Annotated in this window: 21 protein-coding genes; 5 read left to right on the top strand and 16 right to left on the bottom strand. The window is 69.1% G+C overall.

The window, feature by feature from the left end:
• The first annotated feature begins 25 nt into the window (after positions 1–25).
• Positions 26–490, top strand: a complete 465-nt coding sequence (locus AC5Y31_RS14745; RefSeq protein WP_499981175.1) for a peroxiredoxin — start codon at positions 26–28, stop codon at positions 488–490.
• On the opposite strand, the gene AC5Y31_RS14740 is transcribed toward AC5Y31_RS14745, so the two are convergent.
• The 10 genes from AC5Y31_RS14740 to hisD all read right to left on the bottom strand — a co-directional run bounded on the left by AC5Y31_RS14740 (position 487) and on the right by hisD (position 8,823).
• A complete protein-coding gene (locus AC5Y31_RS14740) occupies positions 487–1,518 on the bottom strand; it encodes a hypothetical protein (protein ID WP_499981173.1) in 1,032 nt (343 codons plus the stop codon). The genes AC5Y31_RS14745 and AC5Y31_RS14740 overlap by 4 nt on opposite strands.
• A gap of 173 nt (positions 1,519–1,691) precedes the next feature.
• Positions 1,692–2,405, bottom strand: a complete 714-nt coding sequence (locus tag AC5Y31_RS14735) for a V-type ATP synthase subunit E family protein (protein ID WP_065026550.1) — start codon at positions 2,403–2,405, stop codon at positions 1,692–1,694.
• 36 nt (positions 2,406–2,441) lie between these two features.
• A complete protein-coding gene (gene hisI, locus AC5Y31_RS14730) occupies positions 2,442–2,789 on the bottom strand; it encodes a phosphoribosyl-AMP cyclohydrolase (protein WP_499981171.1) in 348 nt (115 codons plus the stop codon).
• Positions 2,786–3,571 carry an imidazole glycerol phosphate synthase subunit HisF gene (gene hisF / locus AC5Y31_RS14725; RefSeq protein WP_065026552.1) on the bottom strand — a complete coding sequence of 262 codons (786 nt, stop codon included), beginning with the start codon at positions 3,569–3,571 and terminating at the stop codon, positions 2,786–2,788. The genes hisI and hisF overlap by 4 nt, the downstream gene beginning before the upstream one ends.
• Before the next feature lies 1 nt (position 3,572).
• A complete protein-coding gene (locus tag AC5Y31_RS14720; protein WP_499981169.1) occupies positions 3,573–4,388 on the bottom strand; it encodes an inositol monophosphatase family protein in 816 nt (271 codons plus the stop codon).
• Between the two features lie 8 nt (positions 4,389–4,396).
• Entirely contained in the window at positions 4,397–5,137 is a 741-nt protein-coding gene (gene priA, locus AC5Y31_RS14715; RefSeq protein WP_082966631.1) for a bifunctional 1-(5-phosphoribosyl)-5-((5-phosphoribosylamino)methylideneamino)imidazole-4-carboxamide isomerase/phosphoribosylanthranilate isomerase PriA, read from the bottom strand.
• 8 nt (positions 5,138–5,145) lie between these two features.
• Positions 5,146–5,760: an imidazole glycerol phosphate synthase subunit HisH gene (gene hisH / locus AC5Y31_RS14710; protein ID WP_065026555.1), complete on the bottom strand. Its 615-nt coding sequence runs from the start codon at positions 5,758–5,760 to the stop codon at positions 5,146–5,148.
• Positions 5,757–6,371 (bottom strand): imidazoleglycerol-phosphate dehydratase HisB, encoded by a 615-nt coding sequence (gene hisB / locus AC5Y31_RS14705; protein ID WP_065026556.1) that lies wholly within the window; start codon positions 6,369–6,371, stop codon positions 5,757–5,759. The genes hisH and hisB overlap by 4 nt, the downstream gene beginning before the upstream one ends.
• A complete protein-coding gene (locus tag AC5Y31_RS14700) occupies positions 6,368–7,501 on the bottom strand; it encodes a histidinol-phosphate transaminase (protein WP_499981167.1) in 1,134 nt (377 codons plus the stop codon). Before AC5Y31_RS14700 ends, hisB begins: the two co-directional genes overlap by 4 nt.
• Positions 7,498–8,823 (bottom strand): histidinol dehydrogenase, encoded by a 1,326-nt coding sequence (hisD, locus tag AC5Y31_RS14695; RefSeq protein WP_499981401.1) that lies wholly within the window; start codon positions 8,821–8,823, stop codon positions 7,498–7,500. The genes AC5Y31_RS14700 and hisD overlap by 4 nt, the downstream gene beginning before the upstream one ends.
• Before the next feature lie 141 nt (positions 8,824–8,964).
• On the opposite strand from hisD, the gene AC5Y31_RS14690 reads away from it, so the two are divergent.
• Both AC5Y31_RS14690 and AC5Y31_RS14685 read left to right on the top strand, forming a co-directional pair.
• Positions 8,965–9,369, top strand: coding sequence for a nitroreductase family deazaflavin-dependent oxidoreductase (locus tag AC5Y31_RS14690; RefSeq protein WP_499981166.1), 405 nt, complete (start codon positions 8,965–8,967; stop codon positions 9,367–9,369).
• A gap of 30 nt (positions 9,370–9,399) precedes the next feature.
• Positions 9,400–9,801: a nitroreductase family deazaflavin-dependent oxidoreductase gene (locus tag AC5Y31_RS14685; protein WP_301635521.1), complete on the top strand. Its 402-nt coding sequence runs from the start codon at positions 9,400–9,402 to the stop codon at positions 9,799–9,801.
• Positions 9,802–9,888: 87 nt separating this feature from the next.
• On the opposite strand, the gene nadC is transcribed toward AC5Y31_RS14685, so the two are convergent.
• From nadC to nadA, 3 genes are read right to left on the bottom strand one after another with little or no spacing between them, the layout of a single operon-like run.
• Positions 9,889–10,746 carry a carboxylating nicotinate-nucleotide diphosphorylase gene (gene nadC, locus AC5Y31_RS14680; protein WP_499981399.1) on the bottom strand — a complete coding sequence of 286 codons (858 nt, stop codon included), beginning with the start codon at positions 10,744–10,746 and terminating at the stop codon, positions 9,889–9,891.
• A gap of 8 nt (positions 10,747–10,754) precedes the next feature.
• Entirely contained in the window at positions 10,755–12,329 is a 1,575-nt protein-coding gene (locus AC5Y31_RS14675) for an L-aspartate oxidase (protein WP_499981164.1), read from the bottom strand.
• Entirely contained in the window at positions 12,326–13,378 is a 1,053-nt protein-coding gene (nadA, locus tag AC5Y31_RS14670) for a quinolinate synthase NadA (protein WP_499981160.1), read from the bottom strand. Before nadA ends, AC5Y31_RS14675 begins: the two co-directional genes overlap by 4 nt.
• A gap of 46 nt (positions 13,379–13,424) precedes the next feature.
• Here nadA and AC5Y31_RS14665 point away from each other — a divergent pair, with 46 nt between their 5' ends.
• The gene (locus AC5Y31_RS14665; RefSeq protein WP_499981158.1) at positions 13,425–14,144 is read left to right on the top strand and encodes an NUDIX hydrolase; all 720 of its coding nucleotides are present in this window, start codon (positions 13,425–13,427) and stop codon (positions 14,142–14,144) included.
• Between the two features lie 25 nt (positions 14,145–14,169).
• On the top strand, positions 14,170–15,507 hold the full coding sequence (locus AC5Y31_RS14660) for a lipase family protein (protein WP_499981157.1): 1,338 nt from the start codon (positions 14,170–14,172) through the stop codon (positions 15,505–15,507).
• Here AC5Y31_RS14660 and AC5Y31_RS14655 read toward each other — a convergent pair.
• From AC5Y31_RS14655 to bioB, 3 genes are read right to left on the bottom strand one after another with little or no spacing between them, the layout of a single operon-like run.
• Positions 15,473–16,174 carry a DUF2567 domain-containing protein gene (locus AC5Y31_RS14655; protein WP_499981156.1) on the bottom strand — a complete coding sequence of 234 codons (702 nt, stop codon included), beginning with the start codon at positions 16,172–16,174 and terminating at the stop codon, positions 15,473–15,475. The genes AC5Y31_RS14660 and AC5Y31_RS14655 overlap by 35 nt on opposite strands.
• Positions 16,171–16,407, bottom strand: coding sequence for a biotin synthase auxiliary protein BsaP (gene bsaP / locus AC5Y31_RS14650; protein ID WP_065025276.1), 237 nt, complete (start codon positions 16,405–16,407; stop codon positions 16,171–16,173). The genes AC5Y31_RS14655 and bsaP overlap by 4 nt, the downstream gene beginning before the upstream one ends.
• On the bottom strand, positions 16,407–17,438 hold the full coding sequence (bioB, locus tag AC5Y31_RS14645) for a biotin synthase BioB (protein WP_082966513.1): 1,032 nt from the start codon (positions 17,436–17,438) through the stop codon (positions 16,407–16,409). The genes bsaP and bioB overlap by 1 nt, the downstream gene beginning before the upstream one ends.
• Positions 17,439–17,447: the final 9 nt, after the last annotated feature.

The raw sequence follows: 17,447 nt of genomic DNA, 5'->3' as shown, positions 1-17,447 counted from the left end.
TGGAGTCAGGAGTAGCCTTGCGGCCATGAAAACAGGCGACACCGTGGCCGATTTCGAACTGCCCGACCAGACCGGAACACCGCGCAAGCTCAGCGCATTGCTGGCCGACGGGCCGGTGGTGCTGTTCTTCTATCCGGCGGCGATGACGCCGGGCTGCACCAAGGAGGCCTGCCACTTCCGTGACCTGGCCGGCGAGTTCGCCGCGGTCGGGGCACAGCGGGCGGGCATCAGCGCCGATCCGGTGGCCAAGCAGGCCAAGTTCGCCGACCAGCAGGGCTTCGACTACCCGCTGCTGTCGGACACCGAGGGCACGGTGGCCGCCCAGTTCGGGGTCAAACGCGGGTTGCTCGGCAAGTTGATGCCGGTCAAGCGCACCACCTTCGTCATCGACACCGACCGCAAGGTGCTCGACGTGATCGCCAGCGAGTTCTCCATGGACACCCACGCCGACAAGGCGCTGGAGCTGCTGCGGGCCCGCTCCTCGGCCTAATTCTCGGCGCCGTCTTCCGCTGCCGCGTCGTCCTGGGCGGGAGCATCCTCGGCCACCTGGCGGCTGTCGCCGACGGCGGTGTCGATCCAGTTCCGGATCTCGTTGAGGTGGGTGACGATCCCGGAGCGCTCCCGCACCAATAGATCCACTTCGGCCTGGGTGCGCTCGGTGAGCAGCTTGGACTCGCGTTTGGTGGTGCTGATCAGCGTGGAGGCCTCCAGGCGGGCTTCCTTGTCGAGCTTGGCGATGTTCGCCTCGGCCTGTTCCCAGGCCGCCTGCATCTTCTGGTCCAGCCGGCGCTGCGCCTCGCGGCGGTTGCGCTCGTCCTCCTCCCAGGCCAGCTTGATCTGCTCGTCGAGCGCTTCCTGCGCCGCCCGGCGGTTGCGCTCGTCTTCCTCAGCGAGGCGCTGGTAGACCTCGCGGCGGCTGCGTTCGGCGTCCTCGATCTCCTGCGCGATCCGGCTGCGTTCCTCATGGGCGATCCGCAGGATCTCCTCCGCTTCGGCCGTCGCGGTTTCGAGGATCTTCGCCCGGCGCACATTGGTGGAAGCCTGGAACTCCGCCAGCGCCTCACTGGCGGCGGACCGGTCCTGGCGGGCGGCCTCCAACTGCTCGCGCAGTTCTGCGGTCAGCGCCTCCGCGTCCTGGCGGGCCAGTTCCTTGGTGCGCCGCGCTTCCTCGGAGGCGATCCGCATCATCCGTGCGATCCGATCCGACATGCCCTCCACCGAATCGACCGGACCGGTGACCTGCTCGAATTGGGACCGCAGTTCGGCCAGCTCAGCGGTGAGGCGCTGACGCTCGGAATCAGCCTCGGCGGTCATCCGCACAATGTCGTTTTGCAGTCGCGTGACCTCGGCGGTCAGTTGTTCGCGATCAAATCGCGTCTGCGCCTTGACCGCGTCGAGAGATTTCGTTCGATCCTGCAGGATCTCGATTTCATGATGCAGGCGCGCGATGTAGTCGGACACCTCATTGCGGTCGAAACCGCGCATCTGCGTTTCGAATTCCGGAATCTCTAGGGCCACCGATTTACTCCTAGCACCTGACTGGTTCGGTCTGCGGGTTTCGGGGGGCAACCAGCTGCTCGACTGAGTTGGCTTGTGCGCGAGGCCAAATGGACCGGCCAGTTGCCGTGCGACGCAGCGTACCAGACCTGCGTGGGCGTGTCACCGGCTCGCATTAACAGGGCTGACATAAGTCAGCGCGGACGATTTTCGCGAAACCAGGACTCTTTGGCCGGGGCGAGGGATTCACGTTTCACCCCGGTGGTCGAACGCTGAATCTGATTGACGATTTTCGCGCGGGCATCCATGAGCTCGGTCAACCGAAGCTGCGCATCGGCGACATGCGTATTGATCGCGTTGTTCATTTCGGTCAATATCTCCGAGGCGTGGTTCTCGGCTTCCTTCATGATCTCCGCGGCGCTCATCACGGCCTGCCGCCGCAATTGGGCGGCATGAACCCGAAGTTGCTTGTGCTGGGCCTCCAGCTCGGCCCGCAGTTCGGCCGCTTCTCGGCGCTGCGCCTCGGCGTCATCGAGAATCGCCCCGGCTTCCTTTTCGGCAGCACTGCGCAATTCGTCGGCGAATCGCTGCGCCTCCGTCCGAATGTCCTCGGCTTCGGCCATGGCGCCGTTGAGAATTCCGGAGAGCCGATCACTGAGATCCACGATGTCACCGGGGATGGCCGACGCCAACTCGTTGAACTGCACGGACGTCGACTCCAGGGTCGCCTGCGACTCGCTCAGCTGCTTGGTGAGCGCGATAATCCGTGCTCCCGCGCGCGGCAGGTGCGCCTCGCTGTCGCTGACCGTGCCCCGGGCGTAGTGGGAGTCGATCTGCTGGGAAACCCGCTCCAACTCCAAACCCGGGTAGTCCAACGGGTACGAGTCGTCCGGTTCGTCGGAGTTCACAATCGGCCAGCATACCGCTCGGGCCCGGTCAGGGAATCAATCCGCGGGAGGCAGCAACACGTCGGAGTCGAAGCAACTGTGGTCGCCGGTGTGGCAGGCCCCGCCGGTCTGATCGACCTCCAGCAGCACGGTGTCACCGTCGCAGTCCAACCGCACCGAGTGCACGTGTTGGGTATGTCCGGATGTCGCGCCCTTGACCCACTGCTGCCCCCGCGAGCGCGAAAAGTACGTCGCCTCACGGGTTTCCAGGGTGCGCGCCAGGGCATCGTCGTCCATCCAGGCGACCATCAGCACGTCGCCGCTGCCCCGCTCCTGCGCGACCGCAGCGATCAAGCCGTCGGCGTTGCGTTTCAAACGGGCGGCTATCGCCGGCTCGAGTGTCATCGCACAATGATCCCTTCGGCCGCCATCGCCGCTTTGACCTGCCCGATCGTCAACTCGCGGAAATGAAAGACGCTGGCCGCCAGCACCGCATCGGCACCCGCATCGACCGCCGGGGCGAAATGCTCGGTCGCGCCGGCTCCCCCGCTGGCGATCACCGGCACGCTCACCGCCGCCCGCACCGCGCGCAACATCGGCAGGTCGAAGCCGGCCTTGGTGCCGTCGGCGTCCATCGAGTTCAGCAGGATCTCCCCGACGCCCAGTTCGACACCGCGGACCGCCCACTCGACGGCGTCGATTCCGGTGCCGCGCCGGCCGCCGTGGGTGGTGACCTCCCATCCGGACGGGGTCGGCGCCGATCCGGTTGGCACCGTGCGGGCGTCGACCGACAGCACGATGCACTGGGAGCCGAACTGGAGGGCCAGCTCGGCCAGCAGCTCGGGGCGGGCGATCGCGGCGGTGTTCACCGACACCTTGTCGGCGCCGGCGCGCAGCAGCACGTCGACGTCGGCGACGGTGCGCACCCCACCACCGACGGTGAGCGGGATGAACACTTGGTCCGCGGTGCGGGCGACCACCTCCAGCATGGTCGCCCGCCCCGACGACGACGCCGTGACGTCAAGAAAGGTCAGTTCGTCAGCGCCCTCGGCGTCGTAGGCGGCGGCGAGCTCGACAGGATCGCCGGCATCGCGCAGGTTCGCGAAGTTGACCCCTTTGACGACCCGGCCGCCGTCGACGTCCAAACACGGGATGACCCGCACCGCCACATCGCTGGGTTGGCTCATCTCAGTAGTCCTCCGGGGCGCCGACCGCGGTCAGGATGTCGAGGATCTCGCGGTGCACGCCCGGCGCGGCGGCCAGCGCCGAGCGCGACTGCGACGTCCACGGCGCGCCGGTCAGATCCGTGACGACGCCCCCGGCCGCGCGCACCAGCGCGACACCGGCGGCGTGGTCCCAGATGTGGTCGCCGAAACTGAGCGCCCCGCCGAGAATACCGTCGGCGACGTAGGCCAGGTCGATTCCGGTGGCGCCGTGCACCCGCTGCCGCGAAGTCACCCGGCTCAGGCCCTCCAGCACCGCGAGTCGATAGCGGCCCGGGAAGCGTCCCCGCCACTCGACGTTGAAGGTGCCGATCCCGACCTGGGACTCCGAGAGCACCGTCGGGCCCAGCGCCGGCTGGACCGCCCCGTTGCGCAGCAACGGGCCGCCTGCCACCGCGGTGTAGCGCTGGTCGGTGAACGGCAGCCAGGTCAGCCCGGCCACCGGCTCACCGTCGCGCAGCAGACCCAACAGGATCGCGGCCAGCGGTGATCCCGCGGCGTAGTTGAACGTGCCGTCGATCGGATCCAGCACCCACACCAGCGGCGAATCGATCGGCGGGCCGCCGAATTCTTCGCCGTGCACACCGATTCCGGTCGCCGCCACCAAGTCGTCGGTGATCTGACGCTCCAGAGCCAGGTCGACCTCGGTGGCGAAGTCGTTGCCGCCCTTGCGAACCGCCGAACCGGTGCGGTGGCCCTCGAGGAACGGCTGCGCCGCGACATCAAGGATTTTCGACGCCTCGGCGACCAGGGCGTTCAGATCCGCGGTGTCCAGCGCCACGCGCGGGCCTAGCCTTGCACCGCGGTCAGCGCCTCGGGCAGGGTGAACCGCCCCGCATAGAGCGCTTTGCCGACGATCGCGCCCTCGACTCCGCGGTCCACCAGTGTGGCGATCGCCCGCAGATCGTCGAGGCTGGACACCCCGCCGGAGGCGATCACCGGTGCGTCGGTCCGGTCGGCGACCTCGCCGAGCAGCTCCAGGTTGGGTCCGCCCAAGGTGCCGTCCTTGGTCACATCGGTGACCACGAAGCGTGAACACCCTTCGCGGTCAAGACGTTCCAGCACCGGCCACAGTTCGCCGCCGTCGGTCTCCCAGCCGCGTCCGCGCAGCCGGTACGCGCCTTCCGGACTGTCCTTGTCGAGCTGTACGTCCAAGCCGACCGCGATCCGGTCGCCGTGCTCGGCGATCGCGCGGGCACACCACTGCGGGTTCTCCAACGCCGCGGTGCCCAGGTTCACCCGGGCGCAGCCGGTGGCCAGCGCCGCTGCCAGCGAGTCGTCATCGCGGATACCGCCGGACATTTCGACTTTCACGTCAAGGCGGCCGACCACATCGGCGAGCAGCTCACGGTTGGAGCCGCGGCCGAAGGCGGCATCCAGGTCGACGAGGTGAATCCACTCGGCGCCGTCGCGCTGCCAGCCCAGCGCGGCTTCGAGCGCCGACCCGTATTCAGTCTCGCTGCCGGCCTTGCCCTGCACCAGTCGCACCGCACGCCCGCCGACCACGTCGACGGCCGGCAGCAAAATCAAACGTGTACTCACAATGCCTCCACCCAGTTGCTCAGCAGTCTCGCCCCGGCATCCCCACTCTTTTCGGGGTGAAACTGGGTGGCGGCCAACGGCCCGTCCTCGACAGCCGCCAGGAACGGTACCTGATGGGTCGCCCGGGTCACCAAAGCCTCGGGACGGCCCTCCCAGCGCTGCGCGGCGTAGGAGTGCACAAAGTAGAACCTGGTGTCGGCGTCCAACCCGGCGAACAACGTGCTGCCGGGCGGCGCGTCCACGACGTTCCAGCCCATGTGCGGGATCACCGGCGCCTCGAGTCGGGTGACCGCGCCGGGCCATTGTCCGCAGCCGACGGTCTCCACGCCGAACTCGACGCCGCGGGCGAAAAGGATCTGCATCCCGACGCAGACCCCCAGCACCGGGCGCCCAGCCGCCACCCGTTCGGCGATGATCTGCTCCCCGCGCACCGCGTGGAGCCCGGCCATGCACGCCGCGAAGGCGCCGACGCCGGGAACCACCAGTCCATCGGCAGCAGCCGCCGCTTCGGCGTCGGCGGTCACCTCGACCGCGGCCCCGGCCCGCTGCAGGGCGCGCTGGGCTGAACGCAGGTTGCCCGAGCCGTAATCCAGGATCACTACCGACTTCACAGAGCGCCTTTGGTCGACGGCACGCCGGTCACCCGCGGATCGGGCTCCACGGCCTGGCGCAGCGCACGGGCGACCGCCTTGTACTGCGCCTCGGTGATGTGGTGCGGGTCGCGCCCGTAGAGCACCCGGACATGCAGCGCGATACGGGCGTTCGAGGCCAGTGTCTCGAACACGTGGCGGTTGATGACGGTGTGGTACGGCACCTGCGAACCGGCAATGGTGCTGTGCATCAAGTGATCCGGCTCGCCGGTGTGCACACAGTAGGGCCGCCCGGACACGTCCACGGCGGCGTGCGCCAGTGTTTCGTCCATCGGGATGAACGCGTCGCCGAACCGCCGGATACCTTTCTTGTCGCCGAGCGCCCGGTCCAGGGCCTGCCCGAGCACGATCGCGGTGTCCTCCACGGTGTGATGCGCCTCGATCTCGACATCACCTTTGGCGCGCACCGTCAGGTCGAAACTGGCGTGGCTGCCGAGCGCGGTCAACATGTGGTCATAGAACGGCACCCCGGTGTCGATGTCGACGGTCCCGGTGCCGTCGAGGTCGAGTTCGACGGTGATCTCGGATTCGCGGGTGGTGCGTTCCACCCGGGCGCGGCGGCTGCCGGTCATGAAGCTCCTAATGTTTGTGCGAGTTCGGTGGCCGCAAGGCGTTGGCTGGCGGCGAGCAGGGCGTCGTTCTCCTCCGGCAATCCGGTGGTGGCGCGCAGGTACCCGGCGATGCCGACGTCGCGGATCAGAATGCCGGCATCCAGGTAGCGCTGCCAGGTTGCGGGCGCATCGGCGAATTCGCCGAACAGCACGAAGTTGGCATCGCTGGGGATGACCCGAAACCCCATGGCGCTCAAGGCCGCGCAGACCCGCTCCCGTTCGGAGATGAGCTGCGCGACGCTGCCCAGGGTGTCGTCGGCGTGCCGTAGCGCAGCACGGGCGGCCGCCTGGGTGATCGCCGACAGGTGATAGGGCAACCGCACCAGCAGCATCGCGTCGATTACCGCCGGGGCGGCGATCAGGTATCCGAGCCGGCCGCCGGCGAATGCGAACGCCTTGCTCATGGTGCGGGTGACGATCAGCTTCGTCGGATAGTCGCCGATCAACCCGATCGCGCTGGGCTGCGACGAAAATTCGCCGTAGGCCTCGTCCACGATCACGATTCCCGGCGCGACGTCGAGCACGCTACGCAGATCATCGAGTGAAATGCTCTGCCCGGACGGATTATTCGGACTCGCGACGAACACCACATCGGGCTTGCGGTCGGTGATGGCCCCGACCGCGACGTCGACGTCCAGCCCGAAGTCGTCGGCCCGGTTCGCAGCCAGCCACTGGGTCTGGGTGCCGTCGGAGATGATCGGGTGCATCGAATACGACGGGACGAATCCGATCGCGCTGCGGCCGGGACCGCCGAACGCCTGCAGCAGTTGCTGCAGGATCTCGTTGGAGCCGTTTGCCGCCCACACGTTCTCCAGGCCCACTTCGACACCGGTCTGGATGCTCAGATAGCCGGCCAGGTCGGTGCGCAGCGCCACCGCGTCGCGGTCGGGATAGCGGTGCAGATCGGCCGCGGCCTCGCGCACCGAGCGGGCGACGTCGTCGACCAGCGCCGCACTGGGCGGGTGCGGATTCTCGTTGGTGTTCAGCCGCACCGGAACGCTGAGTTGCGGTGCGCCGTAGGGCGACTTGCCGCGCAGATCCTCGCGCAGCGGCAGGTCGGCCAGCGTGATCTCGCCTCCGGGCCGGGTCACTGCTCGAACCTCCGCCGGACCGCTTCGCCGTGCGAGGGCAGATCCTCGGCGTTGGCCAGCGCGATCACGTGCCCGCTGACATCTTTGAGCGCGGCCTCGGTGTAGTCCACGACGTGGATTCCGCGCAGGAAGGTCTGCACCGACAGCCCGCTGGAATACCGCGCACTGCCCGCGGTGGGTAGCACGTGGTTGGAGCCCGCGCAGTAGTCGCCGAGGCTGACCGGGGCGTAGGGGCCGACGAAAATGGCTCCGGCCGAACGGATCCGGGCCGCCACGGCGGCGGCGTCGGCGGTCTGGATCTCCAAGTGCTCGGCGGCATAGGCATCGACCACCCGGATACCGGCGTCCAGGTCGTCGACCAACACGATCGCCGACTGGCGGCCGCCCAGCGCGGTGGCCACCCGCTGGTGGTGCACGGTGGTTTCCAGCTGCGCGGTCACTTCCCGCTCGGTCGCGTCGGCCAGTTGCGAACTGGTGGTGACCAGCACGCTGGCGGCCATCTCGTCGTGTTCGGCCTGGCTGATCAGGTCGGCGGCCAGGTGCGCCGGGTTGGCGGTGTGGTCGGCCAGGATGGCGATCTCGGTGGGACCGGCTTCGGCGTCGATACCGACCTGCGAACGGCACAGCCGTTTGGCGGCGGTCACGTAGATGTTGCCGGGGCCGGTGATCATGTCGACCGGGGCCAGCTCGGCCTGATCGGTGTCGGTGCCGCCGTAGGCCAGCAGCGCCACCGCCTGCGCGCCACCGACCGCCCAGACCTCGTCGACGCCGAGCAACCGGGCCGCGGCCAGGATCGTCGGGTGCGGAAGGCCGTCAAAGGCGGCCTGCGGCGGACTGGCGATCACCAGCGAGTCCACCCCGGCGGTCTGGGCCGGGACGACGTTCATCACCACACTCGACGGGTAGACCGCGTTGCCGCCCGGAACGTACAGGCCGACCCGCTCGACCGGAACCCAGCGTTCGGTGACGGTCGCCCCCGGCGCCAGGGTGGTGGTGGTGTCGGTGCGCCGCTGGTCGGCGTGCACCGCGCGGGCGCGGCTGATCGCCACCTCCAGGGCGGCCCGCACCGCGGGGTCCAGGCCGGCCAAGGCGGTCTGAAGCGCCGCCTCCGGCACCCGGACCGCTGCCGGACGGACCTGGTCGAACGATTCGCCGAACTCCAACGCCGCGGCGGCTCCGCGCTCGGCGACCTCCTCGACGATCGGGCGCACCCGCGACAACACCGCCTCGACGTCGACGCCGCCGCGCGGCAGCACGGCGCGCAGTTGAGCCTTGGAAAGGTTCGACTGGTCGGTGCCACGCAGGTCGATGCGTGCCAGCAGGGCGGTGTTCACGTCGTCCATTGTCCCAGAGCCATCCAAGTGAATTTCGCAGCGCATCGCGCCCGGCTCTCTCGCTGCGCCGCGGCAGGTCCGCCCCGGCTAGGGTGGTTCGCAGCGGAAGACGCGGGAAACGGAGGCGGCATGCCCACCAAGGATCACCCGAAGAGCGTTCCCGGGGTGCCCTACATCTTCCCGGACTGGCTTGATTACCTGCAGCGCACGATGCAGACCCCGCTGATCAAGCGATTCCACCTGCCGTCCTTCGCGGTGATCGACCATCGGGGTCGCAAGTCCGGCACGCCGTACCGCACCGTGGTGCGCGCGTTCTGCAAGGGCCCGCGGCTGACGGTGCTGCTCGGTCACGGCAAGGCCGACTGGGTCAAGAACGTGCTGGCCGCAGGTGAGGCCGACGTGCGGCTTTTTCGGCGCAGCGTCCACGTCACCAATCCGCGGATCGTGCCGATCGGCGGCGACACCAGCGGGTTGCCGCTGATCGCGCGGGTTGGGGCCCGCTGGGTCGGAATACTCGTCGCTGACATCACCTGAAGAAACCCTTCAAAGAGAAACGGAGTCGCGATGGCTGTCGACAAGGGTGCCGAGAAACTGCCGGTGGTGTTCCCGCCGTGGCTGGACCGGCTGCAGATCAAGTACATGAACCCGGTGGTCAAGCCGCTGTCCCGGTTTCTGCCCGGCACGTCGGTGATCAAGCATCGGGGCCGCAAGTCCGGCAAACCCTACGAGACGGTGGTGACGACCTACCGCAAGGGCAACGTGCTGGCGGTCGCGCTCGGGCACGGCAAGGCCGACTGGGTCAAGAACGTGCTGGCCGCCGGGGAGGCCGACGTGCGGCTGTTCCGCAGCGAACTGCACCTGACCAACCCGCGGATCCTGCCGGCCGGCACCGCCGATGCGTCCTTGCCGTGGGCGGTGCGACTGCAGAACCGCAAGGTGGCGGTGCTGGTCACCGACATCGCCTGAAGCGCGGTTCCCCTACCGCGAGCAGACGCGTAGGCCCCCATTTCAGGCCTCGTGAGGGGGCTTTCGTGTCTGCTCGGCGGAAAGAAACTACATATCCAAACCGATGTCGAGCACCTGCACCGAGTGGGTGAGCGCCCCGATCGCCAGGTAGTCGACGCCGGTGGCGGCGTAGGCGGCCGCGCTGTCGAGGGTCAGCCCGCCGGAGGACTCCAGCAGCACCCCGGGCGCCCGGGCATCGCGGCGCTGTACGGCGATCTGGGTCTGCCACACCGGGAAGTTGTCCAACAGCACCAGCTCGGGTCCCTCAGCGAGCACTTCGTCGAACTGCTCCAGCGAATCGACCTCGACCTCGCAGGACACCTCGGGGGCGGCCGCCCGGACCGCGCGCAGCGCCGCGGCCACCGACCCCGCGGCAGCGACATGGTTGTCCTTGATCAGCGCGGCATCCCCCAGCCCCATCCGGTGGTTCACCCCGCCGCCGACCCGCACCGCATACTTCTGCAGCACCCGCAGGCCCGGCAGGGTCTTGCGGGTGTCGCGGATCTGCGCCGGCGTGCCGTCCACGGCGTCGACCCAGGCCGCGGTGGCGGTGGCGATCCCGGACAGGTGACAGACCAGGTTGAGCATGGTGCGTTCGGCGGTGAGCAGGCCCCGGGTGTCGGCCTGCAGCCTCAGCACCGGTGCACCGGCCTCCAGGCGGGCTCCCTCGGCCACCCGATCCAGCACCCGGTAGCCGTCGGCGCCGAGTACTTCGTCGAGCACCAGCAGGGCGATGTCGACTCCGGCGATCACCCCGGCCACCCGGGGCACCAGCGCCGCCTCGGTCACCGCATCCGCCGGCACCGTCGCGGTGGTGGTGACGTCGGGCCCGTAGCGCAGATCCTCGTCGAGCGCCCGGGCAATGACCGCGCGCGCCTCACTGAGTTCGGTCTCCGACAGGGTCAGCGAGCGGGTCATGAGGCCACCGCCGCCGGAACTTCGAGCACCACCGCGCCATCGCGCAGCCGGACCGTGGTGCTACGGGCCTGAGCGGGATCGGCGCCGGAGAACTCGGCCCGGTGGTGGCAGCCCCGGCTCTCGGTACGCGCCAGCGCCGCCCCGGCGACCACCTGCGCGGCCAGGGTCAACGCGGCGTCCTCGAAACCGGTCCGGTCGGTGACCCGCCGCTCCCCGGCCGTCGCCAACAGGTCGTTCAGCCGCTGCAAGCCCCGGGCGTCGCGGACCACCGATGCGTCGCGCGACATCGCCTGCTGCAGGGCCTGCCGGTCCAGCGCGGGATGCCGGTCCCACTGCGGGGCGCCGGCGCGCATCTGCCCGGCCGCCACGGCGTGAGTCGCCGCCGCCGATCCGGCGCGCTCGCCCACCACCAGGCCTTCCAGCAGGCTGTTGGACGCCAGCCGGTTGGCGCCGTGCATGCCTGTGCGGCCCACCTCGCCGGCGGCGAACAGGCCGGGTAGCTCGGTGCGACCGTGGGTGTCGGTGACGACGCCGCCGCAGCTGTAGTGCGCGCCCGGGACCACCGGGATCGGCTGGTGCACCGGGTCGATGCCGGCGTCGCGGCAGGCCGCGGTGACAGTCGGAAACCGACCCTCGAAGCCGCTGATGCCGCGGGCGTCGAGGTAGACGCAGGCGTCGCCGGTCTCGCGGAGCCTGGCGTCGATGGCGCCGGCCACCACGTCGCGCGGCGCCAGGTCACCCATCGGGTGCACTCCCGCGGTGACCGAGACGCCCCGGGAGTCGATCAGCATCGCGCCCTCCCCGCGCACCGCCTCGGTGACCAGTGGCCGGCGACCGCCGCCCGGGCCGGCAAACAACATGGTGGGGTGGAACTGGATGAATTCCAGATCGCTGACCGCAACCCCGGCCCGCAGCGCCAGCGCCAGCCCGTCGCCGGTGGCACCACCGGGATTGGTGGTCGCGGCGTACAGGTGGCCCACACCGCCGGTGGCCAGCACCACCGACGGAGCGCGGATCACCCCGAGCCCGTCGGCATTGGCCACCAGCACACCGGTGACGGTGTCGGTGTCGCGCAGAATCGCCAGCACCACCTGGCCGTGACGGATGTCCAGACCGGCCGCGGCGTGATCCAGGGCGCGCTGCACCTCTGCTCCGGTCGCGTCGCCGCCGGCGTGAATGATGCGGCGCCGCGAGTGCCCGCCCTCGCGGGTGATCGCCCAGTTTCCATCCGCTTCGCGGTCGAATTGTGCGCCGGCACCGGCTAATTCGGCGACCGCGCGATAGCCGTCGGCCACGATCGAGGTCACCGCGTCGGCGTCGCACAATCCGCCGCCGGCAGCCAGGGTGTCGGCGACATGGGCTTGTACCGAGTCGTCGGTGCCCGGCAGCACCACCGCGATCCCGCCCTGGGCGTAGTGCGTCGCGGTCACCGCGTAGCCGGTGTCGGCCTTGCTGAGCACCACCACGTCCCGGCCGGCGCGGCGTGCGGCACGGGCCGCGGCCAGCCCGCCGACCCCGGTGCCTATGACAACGACATCGGCCCGCTGCTGCCAGCTGGGACCACCGGTCACTTGCTGACCGGGGCGGAGTGACCGATCGAGACCATGCGCTGCACGCTGCGGGCCGCCAGGCGCGCGGTCTCGGGGTCGACGTGGATCTCGTCGGCGCCCTCGGTCAGGCTGCGCAGCAGGGCCGCCGGGGTGATCATCTTCATGTACTTGCAGGCCGCTTTGGAGTTGACCGCCTCGAAGTCGACCTGCGGCGCCGCCTTCTGCAGCTGGTAGATCATGCCGATCTCGGTGGCCACCAGCACCTTTCGCGCCTGGGTGCGGCGGGCCTCCTCGAGCATTCCGCCGGTGGACAGGATCTTGACCCGCTCTTCGGGGAAGTGGCCCTCGCCGACCAGGTACAGCGCTGAGGTCGCACAGCCGCACTCCGGGTGGACGAACAGCTCGGCGTCCGGGTTCGCCCGCGCCTTCTCCTCGAGCTCGTCACCGTTGATGGCCGCGTGGACGTGGCACTCACCGGCCCAGATGTGCATGTTCTTGCGTCCGGTGACCCGCTGGACGTGCTGGCCCAGGAACTGGTCGGGCAGAAACAGCACGTCGCGGTCCGGGTCGATCGCATTGACCACGTCGACAGCGTTCGACGAGGTGCAGCAGTAGTCGGTGAGCGCCTTGACCGCGGCCGTGGTGTTGACGTAGGACACCACCACCGCGCCGGGGTGGTCGTCACGCCAGGCCTGCAGGTCCTTGGCGGAGATCGAATCGGCCAGCGAGCAGCCGGCCCGGGCGTCCGGGATCAGCACCGTCTTGTCCGGAGACAGGATCTTGGCGGTCTCGGCCATGAAGTGCACGCCGCAGAACACGATGGTGTCCGCGTCGGTGTCCGCGGCGATGCGCGCCAGGCCCAGCGAGTCCCCGACGTGGTCGGCGATGTCCTGGATCGGGGGCAGCTGGTAGTTGTGCGCCAAGATCGTCGCATTGCGTGCTTTTTTCAGCCGGAGGATCTCGGCCACCCACTCCTCGTCGGGCTCGACACCGCTGTAGCCGGCCGGAGAGTTGATGATGCGGTCGGCCAGGCTGCCCGCCTGCACACCGGGGTCGGTGAGGGTGGTCATGCGCGACTCCTCTCGCGGTTTAGGTTTTCGACTTACAATCGAAAACATGGTTCATACTAGCACCGCGCATGAGGTGCTCACCGCGGTCTTCCAGGTCAGCGGCGGCGGCCGCCGCCAAGGGCCCCGTCCCCGGCTCCATGTGCTGCTCTGGCAGCGCGCCCGAGAACCGCAGCTCGGACGATGGTCGCTTCCAGGTGGACTGTTGCGGAACGACGAGGATGTGACCGCGTCGGCGCGCCGCCAGTTGGCCGAGAAGGTGGACCTACGTGAGATAGCCCACCTTGAGCAGCTGGCTGTGTTCTCCGACCCGCGCCGGGTGCCGGGGGTACGCACCATCGCCTCGACATTTCTGGGCCTGGTGCCCTCCCCCGCCGACCCCGAACTGCCGGGCGACACCCACTGGCATCCGGTCGACGACCTGCCGCCGATGGCGTTCGACCACGCCACCATGGTGACGCACGCCCACAGCCGGCTGGTTGCCAAGATGTCTTACACCAACATCGGGTTCGCTTTGGCGCCAACCGAATTCATCCTGTCTACGCTGCGTGACATCTACAGTGTGGTGCTCGGATACCAGGTCGATGCGACCAACCTGCAGCGGGTGCTGGTGCGCCGCGGGGTGATCACCCGCACCGGCACCACGGCCCGCTCCGGGCGCAGCGGGGGCCGGCCGGCCGCCCGCTACCGGTTCACCGACTCCGAGCTGCGGGTCACCGACGAATTCGCAGCATTGCGGCCGCCAGGGCATGTCGGACTGGATTCTTAATGCCCTCTTAAGCGACAATGCCGGGATGGACTTGGACAACCTGGCCCGCGAAACGTCTGTCGAGTGGATCGGACAAGCCCCCCACCAGCCGCTGCAATCCGGAGAACGACCGCTCCGGCTGGCCGAGGACCCGTTCTATGAGCCGCCGGCCGGCTTCCAGCACGCCGTGGCCGGCACCGTGCTGCGCTCACGGGACGTCGAGCTGGCCTTTTTGGGTCTGATCCCCCAGCAACTGGTCGCCACCCAGCTGCTCTACCGGACCGTCGACCGCAACAACATCCCGCAGGCCGCGGTGACCACGGTGCTGGTCCCGGCCGACCGCGATCGCAGCCGCCCCTGTCCGATCGTGTCGTACCAGTGCGCGATCGACGCGGTGGACAGCCGCTGCTTCCCCTCCTATGCGCTGCGCCGACACGCCAATGGTTACGGCTCGTTCACCCAGCTCGAGTTCGTGCTCATCGCCGCCATCCTGGCGCAGGGCTGGGCGGTGTCCATCCCCGACCACGAGGGCTGCGACGGGCACTGGGGCGCGCCGTACGAACCGGGCTACTACGTGCTCGACGGGGTGCGCGCCGCGCAGAGCGCCGAGCAGCTCGGCTTGTCCTCCGAAGACCCGGTCGGGCTGTGGGGCTACTCCGGCGGGGGCTTGGCCACCGGCTGGGCGGCGGAAGTCTGCGGCGGTTACGCCCCCGAACTCAACATCGTCGGTGCGGTGCTCGGTTCACCGGTGGGCGATCTCGGGCACACCTTCCTCGGGTTGGACGGGACGTTCTTCTCCGGATTGCCCGCGGTGATGATCGCCACCTTGGCGAAGGTCTACCCCGACTTGCAGAAGGTGATCGACGATCACGCCACCGCCGAGGGCAAGGCGTTGATGCGTTCACTGGAATCGATGACCACGGCCGGCGCGATCATGCGGATGCGCCACAAGTCACTCGGGAAGTTCATCGACCAGCCGCTCCAGGACCTGGTGGAACTCCCTGCGGTGCAACATGTCTTCGAGGACACCAAGCTCGGCTGCCATGCGCCGAAACCACCGGTGTTGATGCTGCAAGCCATTCACGACCAGGTGATTTCAGTCGTGCACATCGACCACTTGGCCGAGACCTATGCCAGCGGCGGCGCCAACCTGACCTATCACCGCGACCTGCTCAGCGAGCACATCCTGCTGCACCCGCTGTCCGCCCCGATGGTGCTGGACTGGTTGCGGGACCGGTTCGCGGGCCGGCCGCTGCCCGCCGGCGCGGTGCAGAGTCAGTGGCCGGCACTGCTGAACCCCAAGACCTACCTCGGCCTGGCGCGGCTGGGCCTGGTGGCAGCGCGGGTCATCACCGGTGGGACGTTGCGCCGCCGTCCGCGGTGACCACCGGATTTATTCGGCGGTCCCAGCTTCGCCTCTCTTCCGTCGAGCCTCGCTGAACCGCCGGCATCGGCGATCGCCTGGCGGGCTCGGGCGGATAGCCGCCCAGATCGTCGTGGGTGCTCCAGGTGACGCACAGGCCGTAGACCAGCGCTGCCGTCGCCGCCGGCAACAGTAACGTGGCAGCGACCTGCAACGGAGTGTGCCCGAAGAACACCGGCGGCCCCTCGACGATGTAGTACACCCGGTGCTCGGCAGAGACCGGCGCGCCGTCGACATCGACCGTGCCGTAGCGGCGATGTACCAACGCCGCCCCCAGCAACGCCGCCAGCGCCCCGCCGGCGGTCAGGCCCAGTGACAGAGCGGCGACCATGCCCGGGCCCCGGTGCGCCCGCCACTGCCAGGCCAGCGTGGCCGATACGACCGCCACCACGCCCAGCATGCCCAGCAGCAGAAACGGCGCGACGAAGAAATGGTCGGCCTCGTTGCCGAGGTAGGCCTGCACCCGGTCTCCGCGGCGGGACAGCGCCACCACGCCGTGCACCGGTGGGGCGATCCACGCCCACAACGCACCGATCGGCAACCCGGCGACGGTCAGTCCGGCGGCCACGATCAGACATGCCCTCCGCCGCGTCAGCCGCGGGGCAAGCTCCGCCGGTTCGCCGATCATCGCTGGGTGTCCAGATCGGCCGAATCCACCAGCCCGTGCCGAGAACACTTGGCCCACCAGCCATCCGGACGGACCTGCACCGTCATCCGGCGCCCGCAGGACGCGCAGAACCGCGGCGGCTCCAGGCCCAGCTGGGCGGCTGTCGGGACCGATTCACCGGCGGCGTCCTCGATCTGCACGCCGGTGTAGACGTTGTAGACGCCGGCCCCGACGACCGGCAGGTCGCGAACCATTACAGGGTGGCGTTGAGAGCCTTGATCGGCATCTGCAGATCGTCGAGCAATTCCAGGTCCGTCTCTGCGGGACGGCCCAGCGTCGTCAGATAGTTGCCGACGATGATCGCGTTGATCCCGCCCAGGATGCCCTGCTTGGCGCCCAGGTCGCCCAGCGTGATCTCCCGGCCTCCGGCGAACCGCAGCATGGTGCGCGGCAGCGCCAGCCGGAACGCGGCGACCGCGCGCAGCGCGTCGGCGGCCGGCAGCACGTCCAGGTCACCGAACGGCGTGCCCGGGCGCGGGTTGAGGAAGTTCAGCGGCACCTCGTCGGGGTCCAGCTCGGCCAGGTCGGCGGCGAACTCCGCGCGCTGCTCGAGCGTCTCCCCCATGCCCAGGATGCCGCCGCAGCACACCTCCATACCGGCTTCGCCGATCATCCGCAGGGTCTCCCAGCGCTCCTCCCAGGTGTGGGTGGTGACTACGTTGGGGAAGTGCGACCGGGCGGTCTCCAGGTTGTGGTTGTAGCGGTGCACGCCCATCGCGGCGAGTTGATCCACCTGCTCCTGGGTCAGCATGCCCAGCGAGCAGGCGATCTGGATGTCGACCTCATTGCGGATCGCCTCGATACCGGCGGCGACCTGGGCAAGCAGCCGCTCGTCGGGCCCGCGCACCGCGGCGACGATGCAGAATTCGGTGGCGCCGGTCTTGGCGGTCTGCTTGGCCGCCTCGACCAGGCTGGGGATGTCGAGCCAGGCGCTGCGCACCGGCGATTGGAACAGCCCGGATTGCGAGCAGAAGTGGCAATCCTCCGGGCAGCCACCGGTTTTCAGGCTGATGATGCCCTCGACCTCGATCTCGGGACCGCACCAGCGCATCCGCACGTCGTGGGCCAGCGCCAGCAGCTCCTCGAGCCGCTCGTCGGGCAGTTGCAGCACCTCGAGGACCTGATCCCGCCGCAACGCCTCGCCGCGCTCCAGAACCTGCTCACGGGCCAGCGCCAGGATGTCGTCGGTCACACGTGCTCCCCTCAAAACTTGAACGGTGTTCAGGTTAGGGTA

Source organism: Mycobacterium sp. NGS18 (genome assembly GCF_059813185.1).
This window is presented reverse-complemented; position numbering and strand designations above follow the sequence as displayed.